This window comes from Kaistia hirudinis (assembly GCF_014196455.1).
Taxonomy (GTDB): Bacteria; Pseudomonadota; Alphaproteobacteria; order Rhizobiales; family Kaistiaceae; genus Kaistia; species Kaistia hirudinis.
The window spans coordinates 412,372-435,508 of record NZ_JACIDS010000002.1; the positions used below are offsets into that span (position 1 = coordinate 412,372).

Sequence of the window (23,137 nt, forward strand, 5' to 3'; positions counted from 1 at the left end):
GCCGACCGTCTATCCCTTCAATTGCATACAATTTCCCGCGCCGTCGCGAAACGACGCGGTGAGGCATGTTCTGCCGAAATGTTAGACGGTGTTGCGCGGTTTTCCGGCAACGAACAGCTCGATGTTCTCGACGAGCTGGTCGGCGAGCGCCTGGATGGCCTCGCGGCTCGCCCAGGCGACATGCGGCGTCACCACCACGTTCGGCCGCGACGCGATCCGCATCAGCGGGCTGTCGGCGGGCGGTGGCTCGGGCAGCGTCACGTCGAAGCCGGCACCGGCGATCTGTCCGGCATCGAGCGCCTCGACCAGCGCTTCCTCATCGACGAGGCCGCCGCGCGAGGCATTGATCAGGATCGGGTGCCGCTTCATCAGTGCGAATTCGGTCCGGCCGATCAGCCCGCGCGTCTCGGCATTGAGCGGGCAGTTGAGCGAGATCACGTCGCTTGTCGCCAGCACCTCGGCGAAGGGCGTGCGACCCTCGCCGGCCTCGGCCGCGCCCTTCCTCCCCGCGCGCAGCACCCGCATGCCGAAGGCCTCACCGAGCCGGGCCACGGCGCTGCCGAGCGAGCCCGAACCGAAGATGCCGAGCGTCGAGCCGGCGAGATCGGCAATCGGATGGTCGAAGAAGCAGAACTGACCCGATTGCTGCCAGCGCCCGTCGATGACGGACTGGCGATAGGCGACGATGGAGCGGCGCAGCGACAGGATCAGCGCGAAGACATGCTCGGGCACGGTGTTGGCCGCATAGTCGCGGACATTGCAGACCGTGACCCCCGCCGCGCGGCAGGCGGCGAGGTCGACCGGATCCGTGCCCGTCGCGGCGATCGCGATCAGCTTGAGCCGCTTCGCGCCGATGATCGCATCGGCGCGGATCGGCACCTTGTTCGAGATGACGATATCGGCATCGGCAATGCGCACGGCGACCTCGTCCGGCCGCGTGTTCTGATGCACGACGAGGCTATGCGCGAAGGCTGGCGGGCGGAAGCGCGTCTCGGGCGAAAGCGTGTCGCGGTCGAGAAAGACGATCTTCAGTCCAGCCAATGCCATGGTTCCCAGCCTGCCATTCCCCTGCGGTGACGGCCAAGACTAGATCATCCGCGCGCCGGACCCAACGGGACTGGCGGTGCCGGCGGCACCGTCAGAAGGGCGTGTCGTCGAGGAAGCGCTCCAGCACGTTCCAGGTGATGCGCGAGACGTTGTTGTCGCAATCATTGTGCAGCAGCGAGCCGCACCAGGCGATCGAGCCGGTAGCGAACACCGCCCCGCCGGCCGCCGTCTCGTAGAAGGCGAGGTCGGCGTGGACGCGCTCGTTCTGATCGCCGCCGAGATTGGGCAGCACGACGCCGAACTCCTCGTTCACCAGCATCATCATCCCGCTATGCCCGTCCGAGGAGGCGAGGCGGAGGATGTTGGGCGCCGAGCCGAGCGGAACCGAGATGCAGTCGAGCTCGATGCCCGCGGCGCCGCCGCCCACCAGACCGAAATCGCCGATGATCTCGTCCGGAACATCCTTGAAGATGAACGCGGCGCGCGGATCGTCCGCGTCCGGCGCGCGCCGGTAATAGGCCGACATGTCGAAGCCCTGCGCGATGAAGCCGACGCCGCCCATGACATTCGGCGGACGGCCGAGGCGCCGCCAGAGGCCGCCATATTCGCCCGAGAACGAATGATAATATTCGCCCGGCTCCTGCTCCCAGGTGCGGATGCCGTCCTCGGCGCGGCGCAGCTCGATTACGCCGGGCAACTGCTTGTGGAAGGCGATGCGCCAGTACCAGCCATTGGCGCCGACATACATCAGCCGCCCGCCGCGATCGACCCATGTCTTCATGGCGTCCCACATCGCGGTCGAATGGTATTCGGGATGCGTGCCGGTGATCACGACCGAATAGTCGGCGAGGAGGGCGTAGCCGTCCTCGTGCAGATCCTCGTCGGTGGCGATGTCGTAGGCGACGCCCTTCTTGTCGAGCCAGTCGAAGAGATGGGTGTCGGCATTATACTGGTAGAGCGCCGAGCCGGGGCCGCCGAGCCAGGAATGATAGCGCGGGGCGAAATTGAGGTTCGGCCGCAGCCGGCTCGAATAATTGGTGCCCGAGCCGTCGGCATGGGTGTCGTAGAGCGAACCGCCGAGCTCGGCATGGTCATACATGTAGAGATCGGTATGGCCGAAGGTCAGCAGCCGCCCCATCTGCCGCTCGGCGCCGCGCGCCGTGATGTGCTCGCCGTGATTGGCATAGGCGAGATAGGACATGGTCGGCGCGAGCATCAGTACCTTCGGCCGGTTCGTGCGCGCCGCTCGGTCGCGCGGCGGGCGCACGAAGAAGGCGATATAGGCCTCGCGCGTCGCCTGCTCGTCGCTGGGGCCGGCGACAGCGTGCAGCGCATAGGGGCCGCTCGGCATGTCGTCGGGGATGCGCACTTCGACCGAGGTCTCCCACGCGGCGTCATAGACGTCGTCATGGTGGAAGTGGACGGCGCCATAATGCTCGGGCTTGCGCGTCCAGGACTGTTCCTCGCCGGTCCAGTTCCAGCCCTTCATGCCGCGTGTCGGCAGCTGCTCGAACCGGCCATGGTGGCCGGCCGGGCCGATATCGACGGCGTCGACCGTGTCGATCGCGCGGGAGAAATCCCAGCGCGCGACGACCGCGGCCGCGAGCGGCAGCGGCACATGCGGTTCGAGCAGGCGCAGATGTGCCGTACCCTTGTGGCGGCCCTCGAGCAGGACGGGGCTGTCGATCTTGCCGTCGAAATGGTGGCCCACCGTACCGTCACGCTCGCGCGTGCCGGCCAGCAGGAAGGGCGCGTCGATGGCGGCCGGCAGCACGTCGAGCGCGCCGGCGAACTGGCCGGCATCGCCGGTCTTGGCATAGGCGACGAGCGGCGTCTGCTCGATCGCCACCGCGCCGCTCGCCGGATCGATGGAGACGGTGAGTTGATACCAGCGGCGCGGCACCATGACGCCATCGGCGAAGGCCGTCGCCATGCGGCCGCTGCCGTCGCCGACGACGATGCCGGTGCGCCCGCCCGCCACGATGATGCGCCAGCCGGCCTCCGCCGCCGGATCCCATTGCCCGGCGAGGGTCTGGTCCTCGCGGTTCGGCAGGGTCGGCCAGACGAAGGCGCTGAAGGTGAAGGCCGTGCGGGCGAGCAGCGGCACGCCGGCCGCGATCATGTAGGAGCCGGCGTCGATCGATTGCACGAAGCCGGGATGGCGGCCGTCGGCGGCGGTGGGCACATGCTCGAAGCGCAGGCCCGGGCCTTCGGGATTGCTGTCGCCATTGAAGACGCGGACGATGCGCGCGTCGAAATGATCGCCTTCCTCCTGCGAGATCTTGAAGGCGATGGTCTCGCCCGGGGCGACGCTGTAGCGGTCTGGATAGCCGACGATCTTGAGCATGGCGTGGGTCCGGAAACGGGCGGGAAAGGTCAGTCGCGCAGCGGCATGTTGATGTCTTGGCCGGTGATCGCGCGCCAGCGGCGGCGAAACACCTCCCATTCCGCGGATTCGATATCCGTGAACACGGGCTCGTCCTCGATGGCGATGGGCTGGGAGCGGTCGGGCGGCATCATGCCGAGCACCCATTCCTCGAACGGCTTCCGGCAGACGAGAACCACCTGCCGGCCGCTCGGATCATGGCGCATGATGTTCAGCAGGCGCTGGAGGCCGGGGCTGTGGGCGCCGATGGGCTTCTTCCGGAACTCGTCGATATAGACCCGGTCGGCATCGGGATCGATCTTGTAGACCATGCGTGACCCTCCGTCGCTCTTCCCGGCGATGTTCCGCTTCGCTCACCTTAATCGGCAAATGAACACATTCAAACGGAATCTCTCGGCGTTTTGCTGTTCGTCGTGGCTGTCGGCTAATCCGTCACGGACGATGCCGGTCAGGCGTTCGATATCGAACAGGTCGCTCAGAGCGGGAAGTGGAGCAGGTCCGACAGCACGAGGCCTGCGGCGCCCAGAAGCGCCGCGCGATCCTCGGTATCGCCGGTATCGAAGCTGACCTCGCCGCCCGGACGGCTCGGGACCAGGCGGCGCACATGCGCGGCGATCGCGTCGACCATGCGCTTGCCCCCGCCGACGACGTCGCCATGCAGGATGAAGAAGTTCGGCGCGACGGTCTGTTGCAGATTGGCGATGCCGACCGCGACGTTGCGAGCATAGGTGTCGAGCAGCTCGGCCGCGCCGGGGCGTCCGGCTTCGGCGAGCGCGACGAGGCGGCGCGAATCGATCGCGCCGGGCTCCGGCAATCCGGCCGCGGCCGCGCGGCGGCGCAGCCAGCCGAGCGTCGCGATCGTCTCCCAGCAGCCGCGCCGGCCGCAATAGCACACGTCGCCATCGACCTGGACGAAGGTGTGGCCGAGTTCGCCGCCCGCGCCCGAGACCCCGCGATAGAGATGCCCGTCGAGATGGAGCGCGCCGCCGAGCACCTCGCCGGTATAGACGACAGCGAAGTTGCGCATGCCGCGACCCTTGCCGAACCAGCGGTCGCCCACCAGCAGCGCGCGGGGGTGATGGTCGATCTGCACCGGCAGGCCGAAGCGGCCCGCCAGGATCTCGCCGATCGGATAGCCGGCGAGGACGGGTGCGAGATTGACGGCGATGATGTTGCGCCGGTTGGTATCGACCATGCCGCCGACCGCGACGCCGAGGCCGAGCGGGCGGCGCCGCGCCGAGGCGAGGGTGCGCGCGACGCAGGCGGTCAGCCGCTCGGTGATCTCCGCCGGGCCGGAAGGATGGGCGGGCAGCGGCTCGCGATGTTCGGCGTCGATCTTGCCCTCGAGGCTCACCAGGCAGGAGCGAACCTCTTCCGGCATCAGCAATATGCCGCAGATCGGCCGGGCCTGCGGCGAGAACCAGAGCGGGCGGGCCGGCTTGCCGCCGACTTCGCCGGCCGGCACCGGTTCGCCTTCCACCAGGAACTGCTGATCGAGCAGCGGCTGCACGATGCCCGAGATGGTCGTGCGGTTGACGCCGGCGAGGCGCGCGAGTTCCGCCCGGCTCGATGGCCCGCGATCGAACAGCGCCTGCACGACGCGACCGCGATTGGTCGATCCGACGAGCGAGGAGGAGAGCAGGGACGGGCGCTCGCGCACCGCGCCGTAATCTTCGGCCGGCAGCGGGTTCTGGCGGTCCGCGTCGAACATGCGCTCCGCAGTCGGGTCGTCCTCACGCTTGGCCATGGCGTCCTGTTCCGGGCATTGCGACCAGCACATATCCTCCGCCGCGTATTCCGCCAAGAATTCGCCTCAAAGTATTCGCTGGCCGGAGCGGCTGGACCGGCCGGATGCGGTGCTCGGTATTTGTTCGAGTCTCGATCCTGTTACTAGCGCATCCGGGCGCGGTTGACGATCCAGAATGTTTGTGCGAGCCTCAAACATACAGGGAAATCCGAAGGCCTGAGGGGCGTGCGAGGAGGGCGCGGCCACAGGACGGATCAGAAGATGCCGTGACGAAAAGTTGCGGAAAAACAGCACCTTACACATGAGGAGAGTTCCAGAATGTCGAGCTTCTCGAATTTCCGTCCGACCCGCCGCGGGCTCATGAAGGGCGGCACCGCGCTGGCCGGCGCCGCTGCGCTCGGCGGCCTGCCGGGCCGGGCTTCCGCGCAGTCTAAGACGCTGCGCGTCCTGCTCGCCGGCGACCCCTTCTACTATGCGATCGAAGGTCTCAAGGACCAGTTCGAGCAGGAGAGCGGGATCAAGATCGAGCTCGAGGCGATCTCGCTCGAGGCGCTGCAGGCGCGTCTGACCTCGTCCTTCGTCTCGAACGAGCCCGATGCCGACGTCATTTCGGTCGACCAGATGTGGCTCGGCCAGTATCTCGAGAGCAAGTGGATCCTTCCGCTCGACCCCTTCATCAAGAAGGACAAGGACACCGATATCGAGGACTACGTCCCCGAGATCCTCTATTCGATGAATACGTGGCGCGGCCAGGTCGGCACGCTGCCGGTCGCGTCCTATGCGCAGATGGTCTTCTATCGCAAGGACCTGATGGACGCGAAGGGGATCAAGATCCCCGAGGACGGCAGCTGGACCTGGGAAGAATATACCGACATCATCAAGCAGGTTAACGGCGCCGATTTCGACAGCAAGAAGATCGTCGGCACCGTCGTCGCCGGCCAGCAGCCCGCGCCGATCGTCCACATGTACACCCAGCTGCAGGCCAGCAAGGGCGCGCGCTGGTTCAAGGACTTCCCGGCCGCTCCGAAGTGGGACTTCGAGCCCACGATCGACAGCCCGGAAAACCTCGGTGCGCTCAAGGCCTTCGTCGAGCTCTACAAGCTCGCCCCGCCGGAATCGATCGGCTACAACTGGTTCGACGCCGGCATGCGCTTCGCCAAGGGCGATATCGGCATGTTCTACTGGTGGACGGCCTATTCGTACCTTTGCAAGAAGGACGGCTACATGTCCGGCAAGGACTCGGTCGTCGCGAATGTGATGGGTATCGTCCCGCTGCCGAAGCAGCCGGGCAAGGACCAAGTCGTCTCGCTCGGCGGCCACAGCCTCGGCATCGCCGGCAACACGCAGAAGGCCGACGAGTCCTGGCAGTTCATCAAGTGGGCGACCTCGGCCAAGACGCAGAAGGCCATGGGCCTCTTCAACAAGTTCGGCTACCAGTTCTCCGACTTCGCGCGCAAGTCGCTCTATGCTGATGCCGATCTGCTGAAGATCTACCCGTATCTCCCGGGCCAGCTCGTGGCGCTTCAGGCCGGCAACGGCAAGATCGTCCGTCCGCCGGCGCCGGTCTACACGACGCTCGAAGGCATTTACGGCCTCAACCTCAACAACACGCTGTCCGGCGCGATGTCGCCGGAGGACTGCCTGAAGCAGACCTCCAGCTTCTTCACGAACATCCTCAAGGGGAACTTCCTCATCCCCTACAACCAGCCCTCGTTCGACGATACGCTGGACGCCACCAAGGCGCTCATCAAGTCGCTCGCCTGAGGCTGAGTTCGGCGGCGCGCGGGTCCTCCGCGCGCCGTCCTTTTGTGAAAGAGGATGTCGATGACGCTCGCTTCAGTCCCGGCGGCGCCGCGCAAGCGTGTGCGGCGGCACATGCCCGATTATGTTCCCTGGCTGCTGATCAGCCCTTCGGTCATCCTTCTTCTGGCTCTGATCGCCTTTCCGCTGCTCTTCGCGCTCAAGAACAGCTTCTATTTCTGGAATCTCCAGATGGGGCCGACGCCGCTCGGCTTCGTCGGCTTCGACAATTACAAGATGGCGCTGCAGGGCGGCTTCTTCCTGGGCGCGCTCTGGAACACGATCCTGCTGACGGTGGTCGGCACGGCGGTCGAATTCACGCTCGGGCTGATGATCGCGCTGCTGCTGGCGCGCCAGCTCAAGGGCATGAACGTCGCCCGCGCGCTGCTGATCATGCCCACGACGATCGCGCCGATCGTGGTCGGCTTCCTCTTCCGCTACATGTATGACCCGGGCGGCGGTCTCATTCCTTGGCTGCTCACCTCGGTCGGCATCCCGATCCCGGCGCAGGGCCTGCTCGGATCGAGCACCACGGCGCTCTGGGCCGTGCTCTTCGCCGATGTCTGGCAGTGGACGCCCTTCTTCGCGATCGTGCTCTATGCGGGACTGCTGTCGATCCCGGACGACATTCTCGAGGCCGCGCGCCTCGACCGCACGCCGCCGCTCGCGCTGCTGTGGCACATCAAGCTGCCGCTCATCAAGAAGACGGCGCTGATCGTGGTGATGCTGCGCTTCATGCAGCTCTTCAACACCTTCGACCTGATCGTGGTGCTGACCAAGGGCGGCCCGGGATCGTCGACCCGAACGCTCGGCTACACGCTCTATCAAGCGGGCATGGTCGACTTCAACATAGGCCTTTCGAGCGCGATGACGTGGATGATGGTGATCATCGTCAACGCGATCATCGGCCTGTTCGTGTTCTTCGCGTTCCGGGACTGGGATTGAGCCGATGGACCAAACCGAAAAGCTCCCCAGCAAGGTCTTCGCCTATGCGATGGTCGTCGTGCTGCTGCTCGTCTTCATCGGGCCGATCATCTGGTTCGTCCTGCTCGCCATCCGCCCGACGGCGACGGCCTTCTCCATGCCGCCGGTGCTGTTCTTCGAGCCGACCTGGGACGCGATCCGCTACACCTTCGTCGATCCCGGCAACAACCGGCCGCAGCTCTTCAACAGCGTGATCGTCGCCGCCGGCGCGGTGCTGCTCAACCTGCCGTTCTCGTTTCCCGCGGCCTATGCGCTGTCGCGCTACAAGATCCGCGGCCGCAAGAACATCATGCTCTGGTATCTCGGGCTCTTGATGGCCCCGCCCGTCGCCTTTCTCATTCCCTATTCGATCCTCGCGAGCTCGGTCGGGCTCAAGGGCACCTATTTCTCGATGATCCTGATCTGCCAGACGCTGACCATTCCCTTCTCGGTCTGGCTGATGCGCTCCTTCATCGACGAGGTGCCGGTCGAGATCGAGGAGGCAGCCCGCGTCGATGGCGCGAGCACGGCGGCGATCATGCTGCGCATCGTGCTGCCGCTGGTGCGCCCCGGCATCATCGTCACCTCGATGTTCGCCTTCGTCTTCTCCTGGAACAACGCCGCCTTCCCGCTGGTGCTCGCCAATCGCGGGACGACGACGCTGCCGATCGGCACGTTGCAATATTTCGGCACGGCCGGCGTGACCTGGGGCTTCATCGCCGTCGCGGCCGTCGCGGCGATGATCCCGCCCATGCTGATCTTTCTCGCCCTCGACCGCTATGTCGTGCGCGGGCTCACCTTCGGTTCAGTGAAAGGATGACTGCAATGTCCCAAACGCGTGCTCCGGGCCGGAAGACCCGCTTCGGTGTCGTCGGCGCGGGCCTCTGGGGCTCGTTCCATTGCCAGACGCTCAACGCCATCGAGGCGTCCGAGCTCTATGCAGTCTGCGACCTCAACCCCGAGCGCGCCGCGGAGATGCAGCGCCAGTTCGGCGCCACCAAGGTCTATACGGACTATCGCGACTTGCTCGCCAATCCGGATGTCGAGGCCGTCACCGTCGCGACCCCCGATTTCGCCCATGGCGACATCGTTCTCGCCGCCATCAAGGCCGGCAAGCACGTGATGAGCGAGAAGCCGCTCGCCACGACGCTGGCCGAGGTCGAGGCGATCGCGAGCGCGGCCGCCGTCTCCGGCACCAAGACCATGGTCGATTTCCACAACCGCGTCAGCCCGCCCATCGTGGCGGTCAAGCAGGCCGTGGCCGCAGGCGAGATCGGCGTGCCGCTGCATGCCTCGGCGCGCCTGTCCAACACGCAGTTCGTGCCGTTCGAGCTGCTGTCCTGGGCCGCCAAGTCGTCGGCGCTGTGGTTCCTCGGCAGCCATGCGCTCGATGCGCTGCGCTTCATCATGGGCGCGGAAGTGAAGCGCGTCCAAGCGATGGCTCGTCACGGCCATCTCGCCGGCAAGGGCGTGGACACCGCCGACGTGCACATGGCGCTGCTCGAATTCGACAATGGCTGCGTCGCGACGCTCCAGAACAGCTGGGTACTCCCGCTCGACCTGCCGAGCATCGTCGATTTCCGCATCGACATCGTCGGCGAGAAGGGCGCGGTCGAGACCTATCCGACCATGAACGACGTGGTGAAGAAGTATACCGGCAACGGCCTTCGCGGGGCCGACGTCATCGGCATCACGCCGACGGCCGGCGGGCGAATCGGCGGCTTCGTCACCGAGGCGATCGCCCGCTTCGTCGATGCCGTGGTGCTGGATGCCCCGGTGCTCGCCGATGCGCGCGACGGCCTCCAGGTCACCCGCGTTCTCGTCGCGATCGAGGAATCGGCCAGGACCGGCAAGACCATCACGCTCGCCGACGGCGTCGCGTAGAGCGTTTTCGAGCGAAGTGGATACCGGTTCGCGTCAAGAAAACGCGACCGACAAGAGAACGAGACGTTCCGCGCTTCAAGGAAGCGCCGAACGTCTCTGACGCGCTCCGGTTCGCCGCACCGGATGTTTCTCCTCCATCGCAGCGGCGAACCCCTTGGCCGCGCGTCCCTGCTTCCCCTCCCGGGCAGGCGCGCGGCCAATTTATGTCATCTCAGGTCTGCGGTGCGCCCGATGTCAGCCTCGCGACCATCAGGGCGCCGAGGATGATGGTGCCGTAGATCGCCTGGATCCAGAACGAGGGCACCTGCGCGAGCGTCAGCAGGTTCTGCACCACGCCGAGCAGCAGCACGCCGGTCAATGCGCCGAACATGGTTCCCTTGCCGCCGTCGAGCGAGATGCCGCCGATCACCGCCGCGGCGAAGACCGTGAAGATCATGCCGTTGCCCTGGTTGGCGCTGATCGCGCCGACATAGCCGGTGATGAACAGCCCGCCGACCGCCGCCAGCACGCCGCCGAGAATATAGACGCCCCAGATGACGCGCTCGACCCTGATGCCGGCGGCGCGCGCCGCTTCCGGATTGCCGCCGATCGCATAGAGCGCACGGCCGAGCCGGTGGTATTTGAGCACAATTCCGGCAATCAGGAAGGCGAGGGCGGCCAGCCAGACGGCGAGCGGAATGCCGAGGAAGGTCACGATCATCAGGGCGTAGAAGGCGTCGGGCAGGTCGAACAGCGTCCGCCCCTTGGTCGCGCCGACCAGCATGCCGCGCAGGATGATCAGCATGGCGAGCGTGACGATGAAGGCGTTCAGCTGCAGGCGGACGATCAGGAAGCCGTTGATGAAGCCGATGATCGCGCCGATCGCGAGCACGACGAGGAGGCCGACGATAGTCGGCAGTTCCAGGCCGAAGCCGTTGCTCGCGACAGGCAGCACGATCAGCGCGCCGATCGCCGGGGCGAAACCGGCGGTCGATTCAAGCGACAAATCGAACTTGCCGGTGATGATGATCAGCGACTCCGCCAGCACGACCATGGCGAGCGCCGCGCAGGAGGTCAGGATCGTCGTGATGTTCGCCTGCGTCAGGAAGGCGGGGCTCACCAGAGCGCCGACGACGATGAGGACGATCAGGGCCGGCAGCAGGGCGAGGTCGCGGATGCGCCCCGCCATGGCGACGGCCGAACGGTTGCGGATCGCGGGGGATGCCGGGCTGGCGGTGGAAGGTGTGGTGCTCATTGGGCCTCTATTCCTTCTATGGAGGCGACGAGCGCGTTGTCCGTCCAGCCCGCCTTGTGTTCCGCGACGATCGATCCGTGGCGCATCACCAGCACCCGGTCGCAGGTTCGAAGGTCCTCGACCTCGCTGGAGACGACGAGGATCGCCTTGCCCTCCTGGCGCATGCGCTCGACGACACCGAGCAGCGCCTCCTTCGATTTCACGTCCACGCCCGCCGTCGGGTCCATCAGCACCAGCACGGACGGGGCGTTGGCGAGCGCGCGGCCCATGACCACCTTCTGCTGATTGCCACCGGAAAGGCCCGAGACGAGCTGGTCCGGCCCCTGCGTCACGACCCCGAGCGAGCGGATCGCCTCATGCGCGAGGGTCGAGCGTTTGGCCGGCGGGATGAAGCCGAACGGCCCGAGCTTGTGGCTCACGGTCATCATCGTGTTGTCGGCGATCGGCATGGAGAGCACGAGGCCCTCCTTGTGGCGGCTCTTCGGCACGCAGCCGACCCCGAGCGCCAGTGCCGCCGGCACATCGCCGGAGGGCAGCGGCTTGTCGCCGATGCGGACCGCGCCGGCGCTGAAGCGCCCCAATCCGGCAATGGCTTCCGCGACGCCGACGCGCCCGCTCGATGTCGAGCCGGAGAGGCCGACCACCTCGCCGCGACGAATGGTGAAGGAAACATCGGCGAAGTCGTCGCCGGCAAGCTTCTCGACCGTGAGCGCGACGGGCGCATTCTCGTCGCGCACGCGGCCGGCCGCATCGGCGACGCCGAGATGCACATTCTCGCCCGTCATCGCCTCGATCAGCCGGTCCTTCGGCAGGTCCGCCACCGGCGCCGTCACGATGTGGCGGGCATCGCGCAGCACGGTCACCGTCTGGCAGATCTCATAGACCTCCTGCAGATGGTGCGAGATGAACAGGAAGGTGACGCCGGCGGCCTGGAGCTCGCGGATGCGCACGAACAGCCGCTTGATCTCCTCGCCATCCAGCTGCGCCGTCGGTTCGTCCAGGATGATGAAGCGGGCGCCATAGGAGAGGGCGCGGGCGATCTCGACCAGCTGCCGCGCCTCGACGCGGAGGTCTCCGGCGCGCATGTCCTCCGGCACGGCGACATTCCAGCGGTCGAGCAGCTCGCGCGCCTTCCGGCGCAGCGTCGACCACGAGATGAAGCCGCGCTCGGTCGGCTGGCGGTTGATGAACAGGTTCTCCGCGACGGTCAGGTCGGGGATGATGGTCGAATGCTGGTAGACGCAGGCAACGCGCTGGCGCCAGCCCTCGCGGTCCGAAATCAGCGGCGCCGGCTCGCCCGAGAAGCGCACCTCGCCGGTATCGGACGCCCGCAGGCCCGTCAGGATGCCGACCAGCGTCGACTTGCCGGCGCCGTTGCGGCCGACCAGGGCATGGGACTCGCCCGGCAGCACGGTGAGCCGCGCATCGGCGAGGGCGATCGTTGGGCCGTAGCGCTTCGAGATGCCGATCGCCTCAACGATCGGCGGCGCGGCCCCGGATGGGAGCTCGGTCATGAGGTGGTGCCCGCGAAGGAGAAGGAAGCGCGCCCCGCCTGCGCGGGGCGCGCGACGATCAGAGCTGGTTGCCCCAGAAGCTCTTGTCGTCCACGTTTTCCTTGGTCACCAGCGGCGCAGCGAGCTGGTCCTCGAGAACGCCGGGACGGACCTCGACGATGTTGGAATCATGATCGGTCGGGCCGGGCGCGAAGGTCTTACCTTCCATCGCCTGCTTCAGATACATGATGCCGTACTTGGCATAGAGGTCGGCCGGCTGCGAGACGGTGGCGTCGATCTCGCCCTTGCGGATCGCGTCGAACTCCTGCGGGATGCCGTCGTTCGAGACGATGATGATATGGCCTGCTTCGCCGGCCGGCTTCAGCAGCCCCTTGCGCTTCAGCGTCTGCAGCGTCGGCGCCAGGAAGACGCCACCGGCATGCATGTAGATCGCCTTCAGGTCGGGGTTCGAGTTCAGGATCGCGTCCAGACCGGCGGCCGCGTCCTCGCCCGACCACGCCTTGGTCGGAACCTCGAGCTGCTTCAGGTTCGGATAGTTCTTGGTCACGCAGTCGCGGAAGCCGTTGCCGCGGTCGCGTCCGTTGATCGAGGCCTGGTCGCCCATGATCTGCAGGACGGCGCCTTCCTTGACGTTGTCGCCGATGAACTTGCAGGCCTTCTCGCCATAGGCGACGTTGTTGGCGCGCACGACGATCGCGACCGGGCCATTGTCGGGCGCGACGTCGACCGCCACGACCTTCGCACCGGCCTTCTCGGCCGCCTTCAGCACATTGCCGGCCGCGGCGGATTCGAAGGGCGAGAAGATGATGCCCTTGGCGCCGAGCGCGAGCGCGTTCTGCACGCCCGTGATCTGCTTGGCGGTGTCGAATTCGGAGTTGAACGGTTCCAGCAGCTCAACGCCCTGCGCCTTCGCCTCTTCGATGATGTACTTGTTGTAGGACGTCCAGAACGGCGAGGTCAGCGTCGTCAGATCGACGGCGACCTTGCCGGATTCGGCGCGCGCGCCGCCGATCGCGGCAAGCGTCATCGCGCCGGCCAGCAGCATGCCCTTGGCGGCCGTCATCGGCCGCAGCTTCACGGACTTCATTGGCTTCCTCCCAGATGCCGTTTTCGTTTCTTCATCCCTTCATCGGCCCGGCTCTCGCCCCGGTCCCTCCCTGGACCACGGCGTTCCGGTGACGATGACCTCCTCCCGAAGTCATCACGTCGGGTAGCGCGTCGCGGCGACCTCTTTTCGTCGCGACGTAGTCCCTTCAACCCATGACCGGCAGATCCTCCGGTGCGCGGGAAAGCATGGCATCGCGGCTTGCGGTCAGATGGGCGCGCAGCGCCTCGACGCTCGCCTCCCGATCACCCCGTTCGATCGCCTCCACGATCGCGGCGTGCTCGGTCTTGGTCCGCTCCAGAGTGTAGCTCCGGAGCGTAAAATTGCGAACCGTCTGGGTCTGGCGCAGCACCACGCGATGCCAGTCGGCGATCGTCGCATTGGCGCCGAGCTCGACGAGCGTCTCGTGGAACTCGCGGTCGAGGCGGACGGCGTCGGCGAGCGCGTCTTCCTCCTGCTTCTCGACCTCGCGGATATGCGCCTCGAAGATCGCCCGCAGGCGGCGCGCGAATGCCGGCGTCACCCGCCCGGCGGCGAAGCCCGATTCCAGGCAGTGCAGCTCGGCCAGAGTCCGCGCCTCGAAGATCTCGACGATATCCTGCGGCGTGAAGTGGCGCACGACCGAGGCGCGGCGCGAGAAGCCCTCCACGAGGCCGTCGCGCTCGAGCTGGGCGATGGCTTCCTTCACCGGCGTCTGGCTGATCGCGAGGCGGTCGGCGAGTTCCTCCGCGAGCAGCCGTTCGCCCGCGCGCAGCCGTCCCGAGACGATCTGGCTCCGGAGTTCCTCATAGGCCTGCTCGGCCAGCGTCGCTCGCTTCAGCGCTCTCATGGCGGGAAACCTCGCAGCAATCGCCGCGCCTCGCAATAAAAAATTTTCTGTTTCGAATTTCGTGCGGCTCGGCTACCGATGGAGCCCGAGCGGAGCCTGGAAGCGCCGCTCCAGGAGGAAGACGTGCCTGCCGCGAACGACCCGCGATTGCTGCTGCTGAACGATGGCGACAATGTCCTCGTCGCCCGGACCCGCATTGCCGAGGGGGAGGCGCTCCGCGTCGACGGGACCGAGATCCGCCTCGCCGCGCCGCTCTCCATCGGGCACAAGATCGCGCGACGTGACATCGTCCCCGGCGAGAAGATCCTGAAATATGGCGCGCCGATCGGCTCGGCCACCGCGTCCATTCCCCGCGGCGCGCATGTCCATGTCCACAATGTGAAGAGCGACTACACGCCGACCCATCACCTGCTCGACGAGCAGGCGGCGGCGGGAGGCAAGGCATGAAGACTCACGGCATCGGCACCATGCGCGGCTATCTGCGCTCCGACGGGCGCAAGGGCATCCGCAATGTCGTCGCGGTCGGCTATCTGGTCGAGTGCGCGCATCATGTCGCCCGCGAGATCGCGATCCCGTTCCGCGAACACGACGTGCATGTCATCGGCTTTCCGGGCTGCTACCCGAACGATTATGCCGACCGGATGATGGAACGGCTCTGCACGCATCCCAATGTCGGCGCCGTGCTCCTGGTCTCGCTCGGCTGCGAGAGCTTCAACAAATACGCGCTGGAGCGCGCCGTCCGCGCTACCGGGCGTCCGGTCAAGACCATCGTCATCCAGGCGGCGGGCGGTACGCGGAAATCGATCGACGAGGGCCGCGCCTTCATCGCCGAACAGCGCGCGCTGCTCGATGCGGCGCCGACCGTTCCGATGGACGTGAGCGAACTAGTGATCGGCACGGTCTGTGGCGGCTCCGACGGCACCTCCGGCATCACCGGCAATCCGGCCGCTGGCCGCGCCTTCGACCAGTTCGTCGAAGAGGGCGCCGCCTGCATCTTCGAGGAAACGGGCGAACTCATCGGCTGCGAGCACATCATGGCCGCGCGCGCCGCGACGCCTGAACTCGGCGTCGAACTCGAGGCGAGCGTCGCCAAGGCCGCGCGCTACTATGCGACGCTCGGCTATGGCTCGTTCGCGGCCGGCAATGCGGATGGCGGCCTCTCGACCATCGAAGAGAAGTCGATGGGCGCCTATGCGAAATCCGGCGCGTCGCCGATCACCGGTCTGATCAAGCCCGGCGATATCCCGCCGCGCGGCGGTCTCTATCTGCTGGACGTGGTGCCCGATGGCGAGGTCCGCTTCGGCTTCCCCAACATCAACGACAATGCGGAGATCGCCGAACTGATCGCCTGCGGCAGCCATGCGGTGCTCTTCGTCACCGGCCGCGGCTCAGTCGTCGGGTCGGCCATCTCGCCGGTGGTCAAGATCTGCGCCAATCCCGAGACCTACCGCCGCATGGAAGACGATATGGACGTCGATGCCGGCCGCATCCTGGAGGGGAAGGCGGGCCTTGCCGAGGTCGGCCTCGAGATCCACGATCTCGTCGTTTCGCTCGGCGCGGGCGCTCGCACCAAGTCGGAGCAGCTCGGCCATCAGGAGTTCATCCTGACGTACAAATCCTTCGAGCCGATCGGTCCCGCCTGCCTGCCGGCCGCCTGACGACGCTACCGCACGGGGGGAGAAGAACGTGCCGACGCTCACTGAACGACTCGAGGCCTGCTACACCGGCGTCGTGCATGACGTCATGCGGGCCATGGGCCTCAAGGCCTTCACGCTGCCGGCGGATCTCCGCCCGATCATGCCGGAGCGCACGCTGGCCGGTCCCGTCTTCACGATCCTCGGCAAGGTCGATGTCTCGGCGGATCCGCACGAGACGCTGCTCGCCTGGACCGGTCTGCTCTCCAAGGCGCCGGCCGGCTCGATCTGGGTCTCGCAGCCCAATGACGACCGCGTCGCCCACATGGGCGAGCTCTCGGCCGAGACGCTCAAGAACAAGGGCGTGCGCGGCTGCGTCGTCGACGGCTATGCCCGGGACGTGAACTTCCTGCTGAAGATCGGCTTCCAGACCTGGTGCCGGGGGCACACGCCGCGCGACATCGTCGGCTACTGGCTTCCGGTCGCGACCGAGGTCGAGATCGAGATCGGCGACGTGACGATCGCGCCCGGCGATTATCTCGTGGGCGATCGCGACGGCCTCATCCGCGTGCCGGCCGCGCTCGCTGAGGAGATCGTCACGAAATCCGAGGCGGCCATCGCGACGGAGAACCTCGTCCGCAAGGCGATCCTCGAAGGCGTCGATCCGCAAGAGGCCTATCTGCGCTACGGCAAGTTCTGACGCGGGCGCCGCTCAGCCATTGACGGCCGGCGGCAGCGGCGGCGTGTAGACGCGGACGCGGTTGCGACCGCTGAGCTTCGCCTGATAGAGCGCGTCGTCCGCCCGGCGGATGATGTGTTCCGCGTCGTCATGCGGCAGGACTTCGGCAAGGCCCGCCGAGAAGGTGTAGCCGGCATCGGGAAGGCCCGGTATCGGGCGCGCCTGGCGCGCGACGGCGAGCAGGCGCTCCATGATCATCTCCGCGATGCCGAGCGGGGTGCCCGGCAGCACGAGAACGAACTCCTCCCCGCCGACGCGGCCGAACGAGTCGCTGCGCCGCAACTGGTCCTGCATGCGCTTGGCGAAATCCTTGAGCATCAGGTCGCCGACCACATGGCCGAAGCGGTCGTTCACCGCCTTGAAGTGGTCGATGTCGCACAGCGCCACGCAACCGATGGCGTCGCCCGACCGCCGCGCATCGCCGATCAGCTTCTCGATCTGTTCGACGACGAAGCGCCGGTTGGCGACGCCGGTCAGCTCATCGGTATAGGCCGCGCGGATGGCGAGGTCGCGATCCTGCCGGACCGACCGCTCGTCGGCCTTGAGCGACGTGATGTCGCTCGCCACACACAGCATCCAGCCGTCGCTTCGCACCGTCTCCGTCATCCAGAGCCAGCGCCCGTCAGCGAGATCGGTCTCGAACGCGCGGAAGCCGGACTTGCCGCGCCGGGACAGCGTCGAGGTGAGCCACGCATCAAAATCGGGATTGCGGATGACGGTGCCGCGCCCCATGCCGTGATTGCGCCGCATCAGATCGGCCCAGAGCGGGGTCTCTTGGGGCGCGAGAAAGAATGCCTCCCGAAAGGCGGCATTCGCGAATCGCAGGCGATCCCCCGGATCATAGGCGGCCACCAGCACGGTCGCTTCGCCCAGTAACCCGATCAGTTCCTCGGGAAATGTCACGCCGCGAATCCGTTGGTTGCTTCCGTTGCTGCTGCCCGACCCCGCGCGATATTTGTGCGTTGCAGCAGCGTCGGTCAAGCGCCACCTCGCGGCCTCGCACCGTGGCGGTTGGCGCGCGCGACGATATGGAACCAAATGCCTGCCCGCTCATTGATGGCCCTTACTGTTCGCGCTAAGCCGTTAGCGCATCGCGTTGGCGCAGGGCGGGGATGGAGCATCTTCTGGATAAGCCGGGCCTGCGGGCCGACGAAGCGAGCTATCGTCTCCTCGTCGAATCGATCGCCGATTACGCGATCTACATGCTCGACACGCGCGGGCGCGTCGCGAGCTGGAATCGCGGCGCCGAGCGCATCAAGGGCTATGCGGCCAGCGAGATTCTGGGCCAGCATTTCTCCTGTTTCTATTCCCCGGAAGCCCGGGCGGCCGGTGTTCCCGAGGCGGCCCTGGCGATGGCGGCGCGCGAGGGTCGCTTCGAGAGCGAAGGCTGGCTGATCCGCAAGGGCGGCGCGGCTATCTGGGCGCACGGCATCATCGATCCGATCCGCTCCGAAACCGGCGAACTGATCGGCTTCGCCAGCATGACCCGGGACCTGACCGAACGTCGCGAGTCTGCCGATGCGCTGGAGCGCAGCGAGAAGGAGTTCCGCCTTCTCGTCGAGAGCGTGACCGACTACGCGATCTATCGCCTCGATGCGGCCGGCCGGGTCGCGACCTGGAATGCCGGCGCCCAGCGCATCAAGGGCTATGGGCCGGAGGAAATCATCGGTCAGAGCTTTGCGCGCTTCTATACGCCCGAGGATCAGGCGGCGGGCGAGCCGGAGCGCACGCTGTCCATCGCTCGACGCGACGGCCGCTTCGAGAAAGAGGGGTGGCGCGTCCGCAAGGATGGCAGCCGTTTCCTGGCCAGCGTCGTCGTCGATCCGATCCGCGATCCGTCCGGCACCATCATCGGCTTCGCCAAGGTGACGCGCGACGTCACGGAACGGCATGCCGCGCAAAAGGCGCTCGAAGAGGCGCGCGAGGCGCTGTTCCAGTCGCAGAAGATCGAGGCGATCGGGCAGCTGACCGGCGGCATCGCGCATGATTTCAACAATCTGCTGATGGCGATCCTCGGCAGTCTCGATCTCCTGCGCAAACGCCTGCCGGACGACCCGAACATCCTTCGCCTCGTCGATAATGCCACCCGCGGGGCGCTGCGCGGCTCGGCGCTGACGCAGCGCATGCTCACCTTTGCGCGGCGGCGCCAACTGGAGACGCGCGCGGTGGAGATACCCGAGCTTGTCGGCGGCATGGCGGAGCTGCTCGCGCACTCGATCGGTCCTTCGATTGTCATCGAGCACCGCTTTCCAGCCCGCTTGCCGCCCGTCGCCACGGATGAGAACCAGCTCGAATCGGCTTTGATCAATCTTGTGGTGAACGCGCGCGACGCCATGCCCGACGGCGGCACGGTGACGATCACGGCGCGGGAAGCGCGGCTGCGCGAGGGCGAGCACGCCGCGCTTCAGGCCGGCAGCTATGTCGTGCTTGCCATCGAGGATACCGGCGTCGGCATTGCGGCGGAGACGCTGGCCCGCGTGCAGGAACCCTTCTTCACCACCAAGGGACCCGGCAAGGGCACCGGTCTCGGTCTGCCGATGGTCCGCGCGCTCGCCGAACAATCCGGCGGGACGCTGGATATCCGCTCGACGGTCGGACGCGGTACATGCGTCGAGATATGGCTTCCCGTCGCGGTCAGCCAGGTCAAGGCCACCGTCTCGGCGCCCGACGAGGCCGCGGCGATGCGCCGGCTGCACGTCCTGGCGGTCGACGACGATCCGCTCGTGCTGATGAATACGGAAGAGATGCTGCGCGAACTCGGCCATAAGGTGGAGGCGGTGAGCTCGCCCGCCACGGCGCTCGAAAGGCTGCGTCGCGGCGGGTTCGACCTCGTCGTCACCGACCAGGCCATGCCGGGCATGACCGGACTTCAGCTCGCCGATGCGATGGCGAGCGAGGGCATCACGGTTCCGGTCGTGCTGGCGACCGGCTATTCGGATGTCGATGTCGGCGCGGAACGCAAGGTCGTCGCGCTCGCCAAGCCGTTCCGCGAATGCAACCTCGCCGACGCGATCGCGGCGGCGCTCAGCGGCGCGTGATCCCCTCAGGCGAGGTGGCGGCCAAGGAACGCCGCGATCTCGCCGAACGCTTCTTCCGTCTCGGGCGTGAACGGCGTCAGGAACTGTGCGTGGCTCTGCGCCTCGAACACCTGCAGCGACGCGTCGATGCCCGCCTGCCGCAGCCGGCGGTGTGTGCGCACCGTGTCGGAGAGCAGCAGGTCGCGCGTGCCGGAGGTGAGGATCGCGGGCGGCAGGCCGGTGAAATCACCATGGATCGGCGAGATCAGCGGATTGGCGAGGCTCTCCTTGCCGGCATAGATCCGCGCGGCGGCGCCGACCCATCCATCGAACGAGACGAGCGAATTGTCGGTGAACTGGTTGGCGTGGATCGTATCGCCGGCGCCGGCGAGATCGACCCACGGGCTGCCCGGCGCGATCGCGGCGGGGAGCGGCAGGCCTTCCGCCCGCGCCCGCATCACCGTCGCCAGCGTGAGGCCGCCGCCGGCCGAGGTCCCGAACATCGCCATCCGGCGGGGATCATGCTCGGCGAGCAGAGCCTTCCAGACGGCGATCGCGTCGTCGAGCGCGGCGGGGAAGGGGAAGTCGGGCGCCATGCGGTAGTCGACCGACACGACGCGGAAACGGCCATAGCCGGCCATCATCATGCCTTCGCCAGCCCCGACCTCGCCCGGAAAGAGCGCATAGCCGCCGCCATGGAAATGCACGAGCAGGCGGTCGCGATTGGCCGCGGGAAGGGGATCCGGCGTCGAGACGAAGACCGGGACGCCGCCGATCGTCGCCGTCTCGAGCTTCACGCCGAGCTTGTCGCGGATCATGGCCAGCACCGGCCCGGCGCCTTCGCCGCTGGCCTTGGCCAGCGCGCGCCATTCCGCCGCGTTCGCTGGAACCTTGTCCCAGCCGGCGGGCAGCGGCGCGCCGACGACGGCGCGCATCGCCTCGCTCACCGTGTCGGGAACCGGGAGGCGATGCGCGGGGATCTCGCGCGCGCCGATCGGCGCGGCCGCCCGGGCAAAGGCGGCGCCGGCCTGAGTGAGCAGCATGGGCGCGAACAGCAGCGCCGCCGAGCCGAACATCAGCCCGCGGCGGGACGGGTCGAAGCCCCTGGAATTTTCAGACATGACGGCCCTCCCTGCGCCTTCTCGAATCCGGCGCAAGGCCGGTCCCCGATCATAGGGACGGGGGCCGTCAGGGCAAGGCGTCGCGGGGCGGTGCTGGTCCGTCCTCAGATCAGGCCGTATTGCCGGGCCTTGTTGCGCAGGAACGGCAGGCCTTCGCCCATCACCTGTTCCATGCTCTCCGCAACCGGCCGCCAGACGGCGAGGCCATAGGCGAGCTCCGGCGGCATGTTGATGAAGCTCTCCATGGCGAGGCCCCCCTTGAAGCCGATCGCGGCGAGGGCTCCATAGATGACGTCCCAGGGAATGTTGCCATAGCCCGGCGTCCCGCGGTCGCTCTCGGAGAGATGGATGTATTTGAGGTGATCGCGGCAGGCGAGGATGCCGTTGGCGACGCCCTTCTCCTCGATATTCATGTGGTAGGTGTCGAGATGGGCGAAGACATTGTCGGCGCCGACCCGCTCGATCAGCCAGACGATCTGGGCGCCGGTATTGACGAGGTGGTTCTCGTAGCGGTTCACCGCCTCGATGCCGAGCAGGATGCCGCGGCTCTTGGCATGCTGCGCCGCTGCCTGCAGCACGCGCGTGATGTTGTCGTATTCCTGCTCGGTCGGCGGTACGCCCGTGCGCTCGCCGATACCGCCGAAGATGACGCCGGACAGCGCCTCGCCGCCCATGTCGGCGGTCTTGTCGATCGCGACCTTCAAATAGTCGATCGCCACGTCCGGGCGTACCGAGGCCCAGGCGCGCTCGGGCAGGCCGAGCGAGCAGACCGAGCGCATATGGTTCTTTTCGAGCAGCGCCCGCGAATGGGCGGCATCGACGGCCGTCGGGTTGACGAGCGCGATCTCGATGAAGTCCATGCCGTACTTCACCGCGCCCGCGACGGCGCGCTCGGCGCCGGCGTGGTCCCAGCTCATGGTCCACATGCTGGTGTGAACGCCGAATCCTTCCAAGGCTTCCTCCTCGCGTTTTTGTTTGCAGTGCGATCGAGCCGGCGCGAGACGCGTCAGGCGCCGCCGATCTCCCGCATCCTTTCGATGGCCTTGGCCATCAGCGCCAGATCCTTGCGCGAGTCCGCGAGGTCTGTCACCGGCTTTGTTCCGTTCAGGATATGGCCGTGGAAGACGACGAGCTCGTTCGAGAACGCGTCCGCATAGATCGGATCGAAGCTGCGGTTGACCGGTCCGGTCGGCGTCGCCTCGGTGATTTCGAGGCGCGTCGGCAGGCTGCGGATATAGGGCGTGTCATAGATGATGCGCACGCGCTTGGTGTTGGAGCGCACTTCGATCATCGCGTCGAACAGGCCGAGATCGTCGACCACCGCGTCGTAATTGCAGACGAAATGGCCGTAGTCGAACATCACGCTCGTATTGGCGCCGCCATTGGTGCGGTGGGCGGCGAGGACGCCGCGCGGCTCGCCGATCAGGCCGCGCATGGCGGAGATGTGATGTGAGGAGAGCGCCGTCAGGCCGCGATAGGCGCGCACGAGGCTCGCCGAGGCATCCGTGCCGACGACTTCGCGGATCAGCGCCTCGCGGGCGATCGCGCCATCCTTGAGCAGGCGCGGATCGATATCGTCGGGATAGAGCACGTTCTGGCTCTTCGACAGGAAGTGCCGGCCCTCGGAGATCAGGTCGAAGATGCGCGCATGCGTGATCTCGGGGAAGGGCGGCAGCTCGGCGGCGGCCTGCACATAGGCGGAGGCATAGCGGCGCATATAGGCGACGAAGACCGTCTTCTCGTAGCTCTTGGTCAGCGCCAGCAACTCGTCGACCTCGCGGACCGTGAGGCAGGCGGGCTTTTCGAGCAGCACGTGCTTGTTCGCCAGCACCGCCTCGCGCACGAAACGCGCATGGGTGTCGTCGGACGACAGGACGAAGACGACGTCGATCTCGTCGGAGCGGATCAGCGCCTCGGCGCTCTCATAGGCCCGCGCGGCCGGATTCTGCGACACGGCGAGGTCGACCAGCTTCTGCGAGACGTCATAGACGCCACTGACGCGCCAGCGGTCGCGCTGGTCGCGCAGCACGGGCAGATGGATCGACTGGGCGACTTCGCCGAGGCCGATGAGGCCGACATTGAGGATGGTCACGGCTTGGAACTCCGCGGATGAAGGG

20 protein-coding genes are annotated in these 23,137 nt (G+C 66.9%); 8 read left to right on the forward strand and 12 right to left on the reverse strand.

Features of this window, described 5'->3' with window-relative positions:
• Positions 1-81 precede the first annotated feature (81 nt).
• The 4 genes from GGR25_RS06960 to GGR25_RS06975 all read right to left on the reverse strand — a co-directional run bounded on the left by GGR25_RS06960 (position 82) and on the right by GGR25_RS06975 (position 5,144).
• Positions 82-1,047: a D-2-hydroxyacid dehydrogenase gene (locus GGR25_RS06960; protein WP_183398031.1), complete on the reverse strand. Its 966-nt coding sequence runs from the start codon at positions 1,045-1,047 to the stop codon at positions 82-84.
• 91 nt (positions 1,048-1,138) lie between these two features.
• Entirely contained in the window at positions 1,139-3,394 is a 2,256-nt protein-coding gene (locus tag GGR25_RS06965; protein WP_183398032.1) for a N,N-dimethylformamidase beta subunit family domain-containing protein, read from the reverse strand.
• A 29-nt stretch (positions 3,395-3,423) separates the two neighbouring features.
• Positions 3,424-3,744: a N,N-dimethylformamidase alpha subunit family protein gene (locus GGR25_RS06970; RefSeq protein WP_183398033.1), complete on the reverse strand. Its 321-nt coding sequence runs from the start codon at positions 3,742-3,744 to the stop codon at positions 3,424-3,426.
• A gap of 164 nt (positions 3,745-3,908) precedes the next feature.
• The gene (locus GGR25_RS06975) at positions 3,909-5,144 is read right to left on the reverse strand and encodes an ROK family protein (RefSeq protein ID WP_380146378.1); all 1,236 of its coding nucleotides are present in this window, start codon (positions 5,142-5,144) and stop codon (positions 3,909-3,911) included.
• A gap of 354 nt (positions 5,145-5,498) precedes the next feature.
• Here GGR25_RS06975 and GGR25_RS06980 point away from each other — a divergent pair, with 354 nt between their 5' ends.
• From GGR25_RS06980 to GGR25_RS06995, 4 genes are all read left to right on the forward strand, one after another.
• Positions 5,499-6,944: an extracellular solute-binding protein gene (locus tag GGR25_RS06980; protein WP_183398035.1), complete on the forward strand. Its 1,446-nt coding sequence runs from the start codon at positions 5,499-5,501 to the stop codon at positions 6,942-6,944.
• A gap of 111 nt (positions 6,945-7,055) precedes the next feature.
• Entirely contained in the window at positions 7,056-7,925 is an 870-nt protein-coding gene (locus GGR25_RS06985) for a carbohydrate ABC transporter permease (protein WP_380146377.1), read from the forward strand.
• Between the two features lie 49 nt (positions 7,926-7,974).
• Positions 7,975-8,763, forward strand: coding sequence for a carbohydrate ABC transporter permease (locus GGR25_RS06990; RefSeq protein ID WP_380146376.1), 789 nt, complete (start codon positions 7,975-7,977; stop codon positions 8,761-8,763).
• A gap of 5 nt (positions 8,764-8,768) precedes the next feature.
• Complete coding sequence (locus GGR25_RS06995; RefSeq protein ID WP_183398038.1) at positions 8,769-9,827, forward strand: Gfo/Idh/MocA family protein; 1,059 nt, start codon at positions 8,769-8,771, stop codon at positions 9,825-9,827.
• Between the two features lie 211 nt (positions 9,828-10,038).
• Here GGR25_RS06995 and GGR25_RS07000 read toward each other — a convergent pair whose 3' ends face one another.
• From GGR25_RS07000 to GGR25_RS07015, 4 genes are all read right to left on the reverse strand, one after another.
• Positions 10,039-11,061, reverse strand: coding sequence for an ABC transporter permease (locus GGR25_RS07000; RefSeq protein WP_183398039.1), 1,023 nt, complete (start codon positions 11,059-11,061; stop codon positions 10,039-10,041).
• Positions 11,058-12,575, reverse strand: coding sequence for a sugar ABC transporter ATP-binding protein (locus GGR25_RS07005; RefSeq protein WP_183398040.1), 1,518 nt, complete (start codon positions 12,573-12,575; stop codon positions 11,058-11,060). Before GGR25_RS07005 ends, GGR25_RS07000 begins: the two co-directional genes overlap by 4 nt.
• A gap of 58 nt (positions 12,576-12,633) precedes the next feature.
• Positions 12,634-13,662, reverse strand: coding sequence for a sugar ABC transporter substrate-binding protein (locus tag GGR25_RS07010; protein ID WP_183398041.1), 1,029 nt, complete (start codon positions 13,660-13,662; stop codon positions 12,634-12,636).
• A gap of 166 nt (positions 13,663-13,828) precedes the next feature.
• On the reverse strand, positions 13,829-14,509 hold the full coding sequence (locus tag GGR25_RS07015) for a GntR family transcriptional regulator (protein WP_183398042.1): 681 nt from the start codon (positions 14,507-14,509) through the stop codon (positions 13,829-13,831).
• Between the two features lie 123 nt (positions 14,510-14,632).
• On the opposite strand from GGR25_RS07015, the gene GGR25_RS07020 reads away from it, so the two are divergent.
• From GGR25_RS07020 to GGR25_RS07030, 3 genes are read left to right on the forward strand one after another with little or no spacing between them, the layout of a single operon-like run.
• On the forward strand, positions 14,633-14,956 hold the full coding sequence (locus tag GGR25_RS07020; RefSeq protein ID WP_343067988.1) for a UxaA family hydrolase: 324 nt from the start codon (positions 14,633-14,635) through the stop codon (positions 14,954-14,956).
• The gene (locus GGR25_RS07025) at positions 14,953-16,167 is read left to right on the forward strand and encodes a UxaA family hydrolase (protein WP_246409337.1); all 1,215 of its coding nucleotides are present in this window, start codon (positions 14,953-14,955) and stop codon (positions 16,165-16,167) included. The genes GGR25_RS07020 and GGR25_RS07025 overlap by 4 nt, the downstream gene beginning before the upstream one ends.
• Before the next feature lie 28 nt (positions 16,168-16,195).
• Entirely contained in the window at positions 16,196-16,843 is a 648-nt protein-coding gene (locus GGR25_RS07030; RefSeq protein ID WP_183398044.1) for an RraA family protein, read from the forward strand.
• A gap of 12 nt (positions 16,844-16,855) precedes the next feature.
• Here the strand turns inward: GGR25_RS07030 and GGR25_RS07035 are convergent, their stop codons facing one another.
• Positions 16,856-17,785, reverse strand: a complete 930-nt coding sequence (locus GGR25_RS07035) for a diguanylate cyclase (RefSeq protein ID WP_183398045.1) — start codon at positions 17,783-17,785, stop codon at positions 16,856-16,858.
• 209 nt (positions 17,786-17,994) lie between these two features.
• On the opposite strand from GGR25_RS07035, the gene GGR25_RS07040 reads away from it, so the two are divergent.
• Positions 17,995-19,920 carry a hybrid sensor histidine kinase/response regulator gene (locus GGR25_RS07040; protein ID WP_183398046.1) on the forward strand — a complete coding sequence of 642 codons (1,926 nt, stop codon included), beginning with the start codon at positions 17,995-17,997 and terminating at the stop codon, positions 19,918-19,920.
• 5 nt (positions 19,921-19,925) lie between these two features.
• Here GGR25_RS07040 and GGR25_RS07045 read toward each other — a convergent pair whose 3' ends face one another.
• From GGR25_RS07045 to GGR25_RS07055, 3 genes are all read right to left on the reverse strand, one after another.
• Positions 19,926-21,020: an alpha/beta hydrolase gene (locus tag GGR25_RS07045; protein WP_183398047.1), complete on the reverse strand. Its 1,095-nt coding sequence runs from the start codon at positions 21,018-21,020 to the stop codon at positions 19,926-19,928.
• Positions 21,021-21,124: 104 nt separating this feature from the next.
• Positions 21,125-21,973 (reverse strand): sugar phosphate isomerase/epimerase family protein, encoded by an 849-nt coding sequence (locus GGR25_RS07050; RefSeq protein WP_183398048.1) that lies wholly within the window; start codon positions 21,971-21,973, stop codon positions 21,125-21,127.
• A 53-nt stretch (positions 21,974-22,026) separates the two neighbouring features.
• A complete protein-coding gene (locus GGR25_RS07055; RefSeq protein WP_183398049.1) occupies positions 22,027-23,112 on the reverse strand; it encodes a Gfo/Idh/MocA family oxidoreductase in 1,086 nt (361 codons plus the stop codon).
• Between the last annotated feature and the right edge of the window lie 25 nt (positions 23,113-23,137).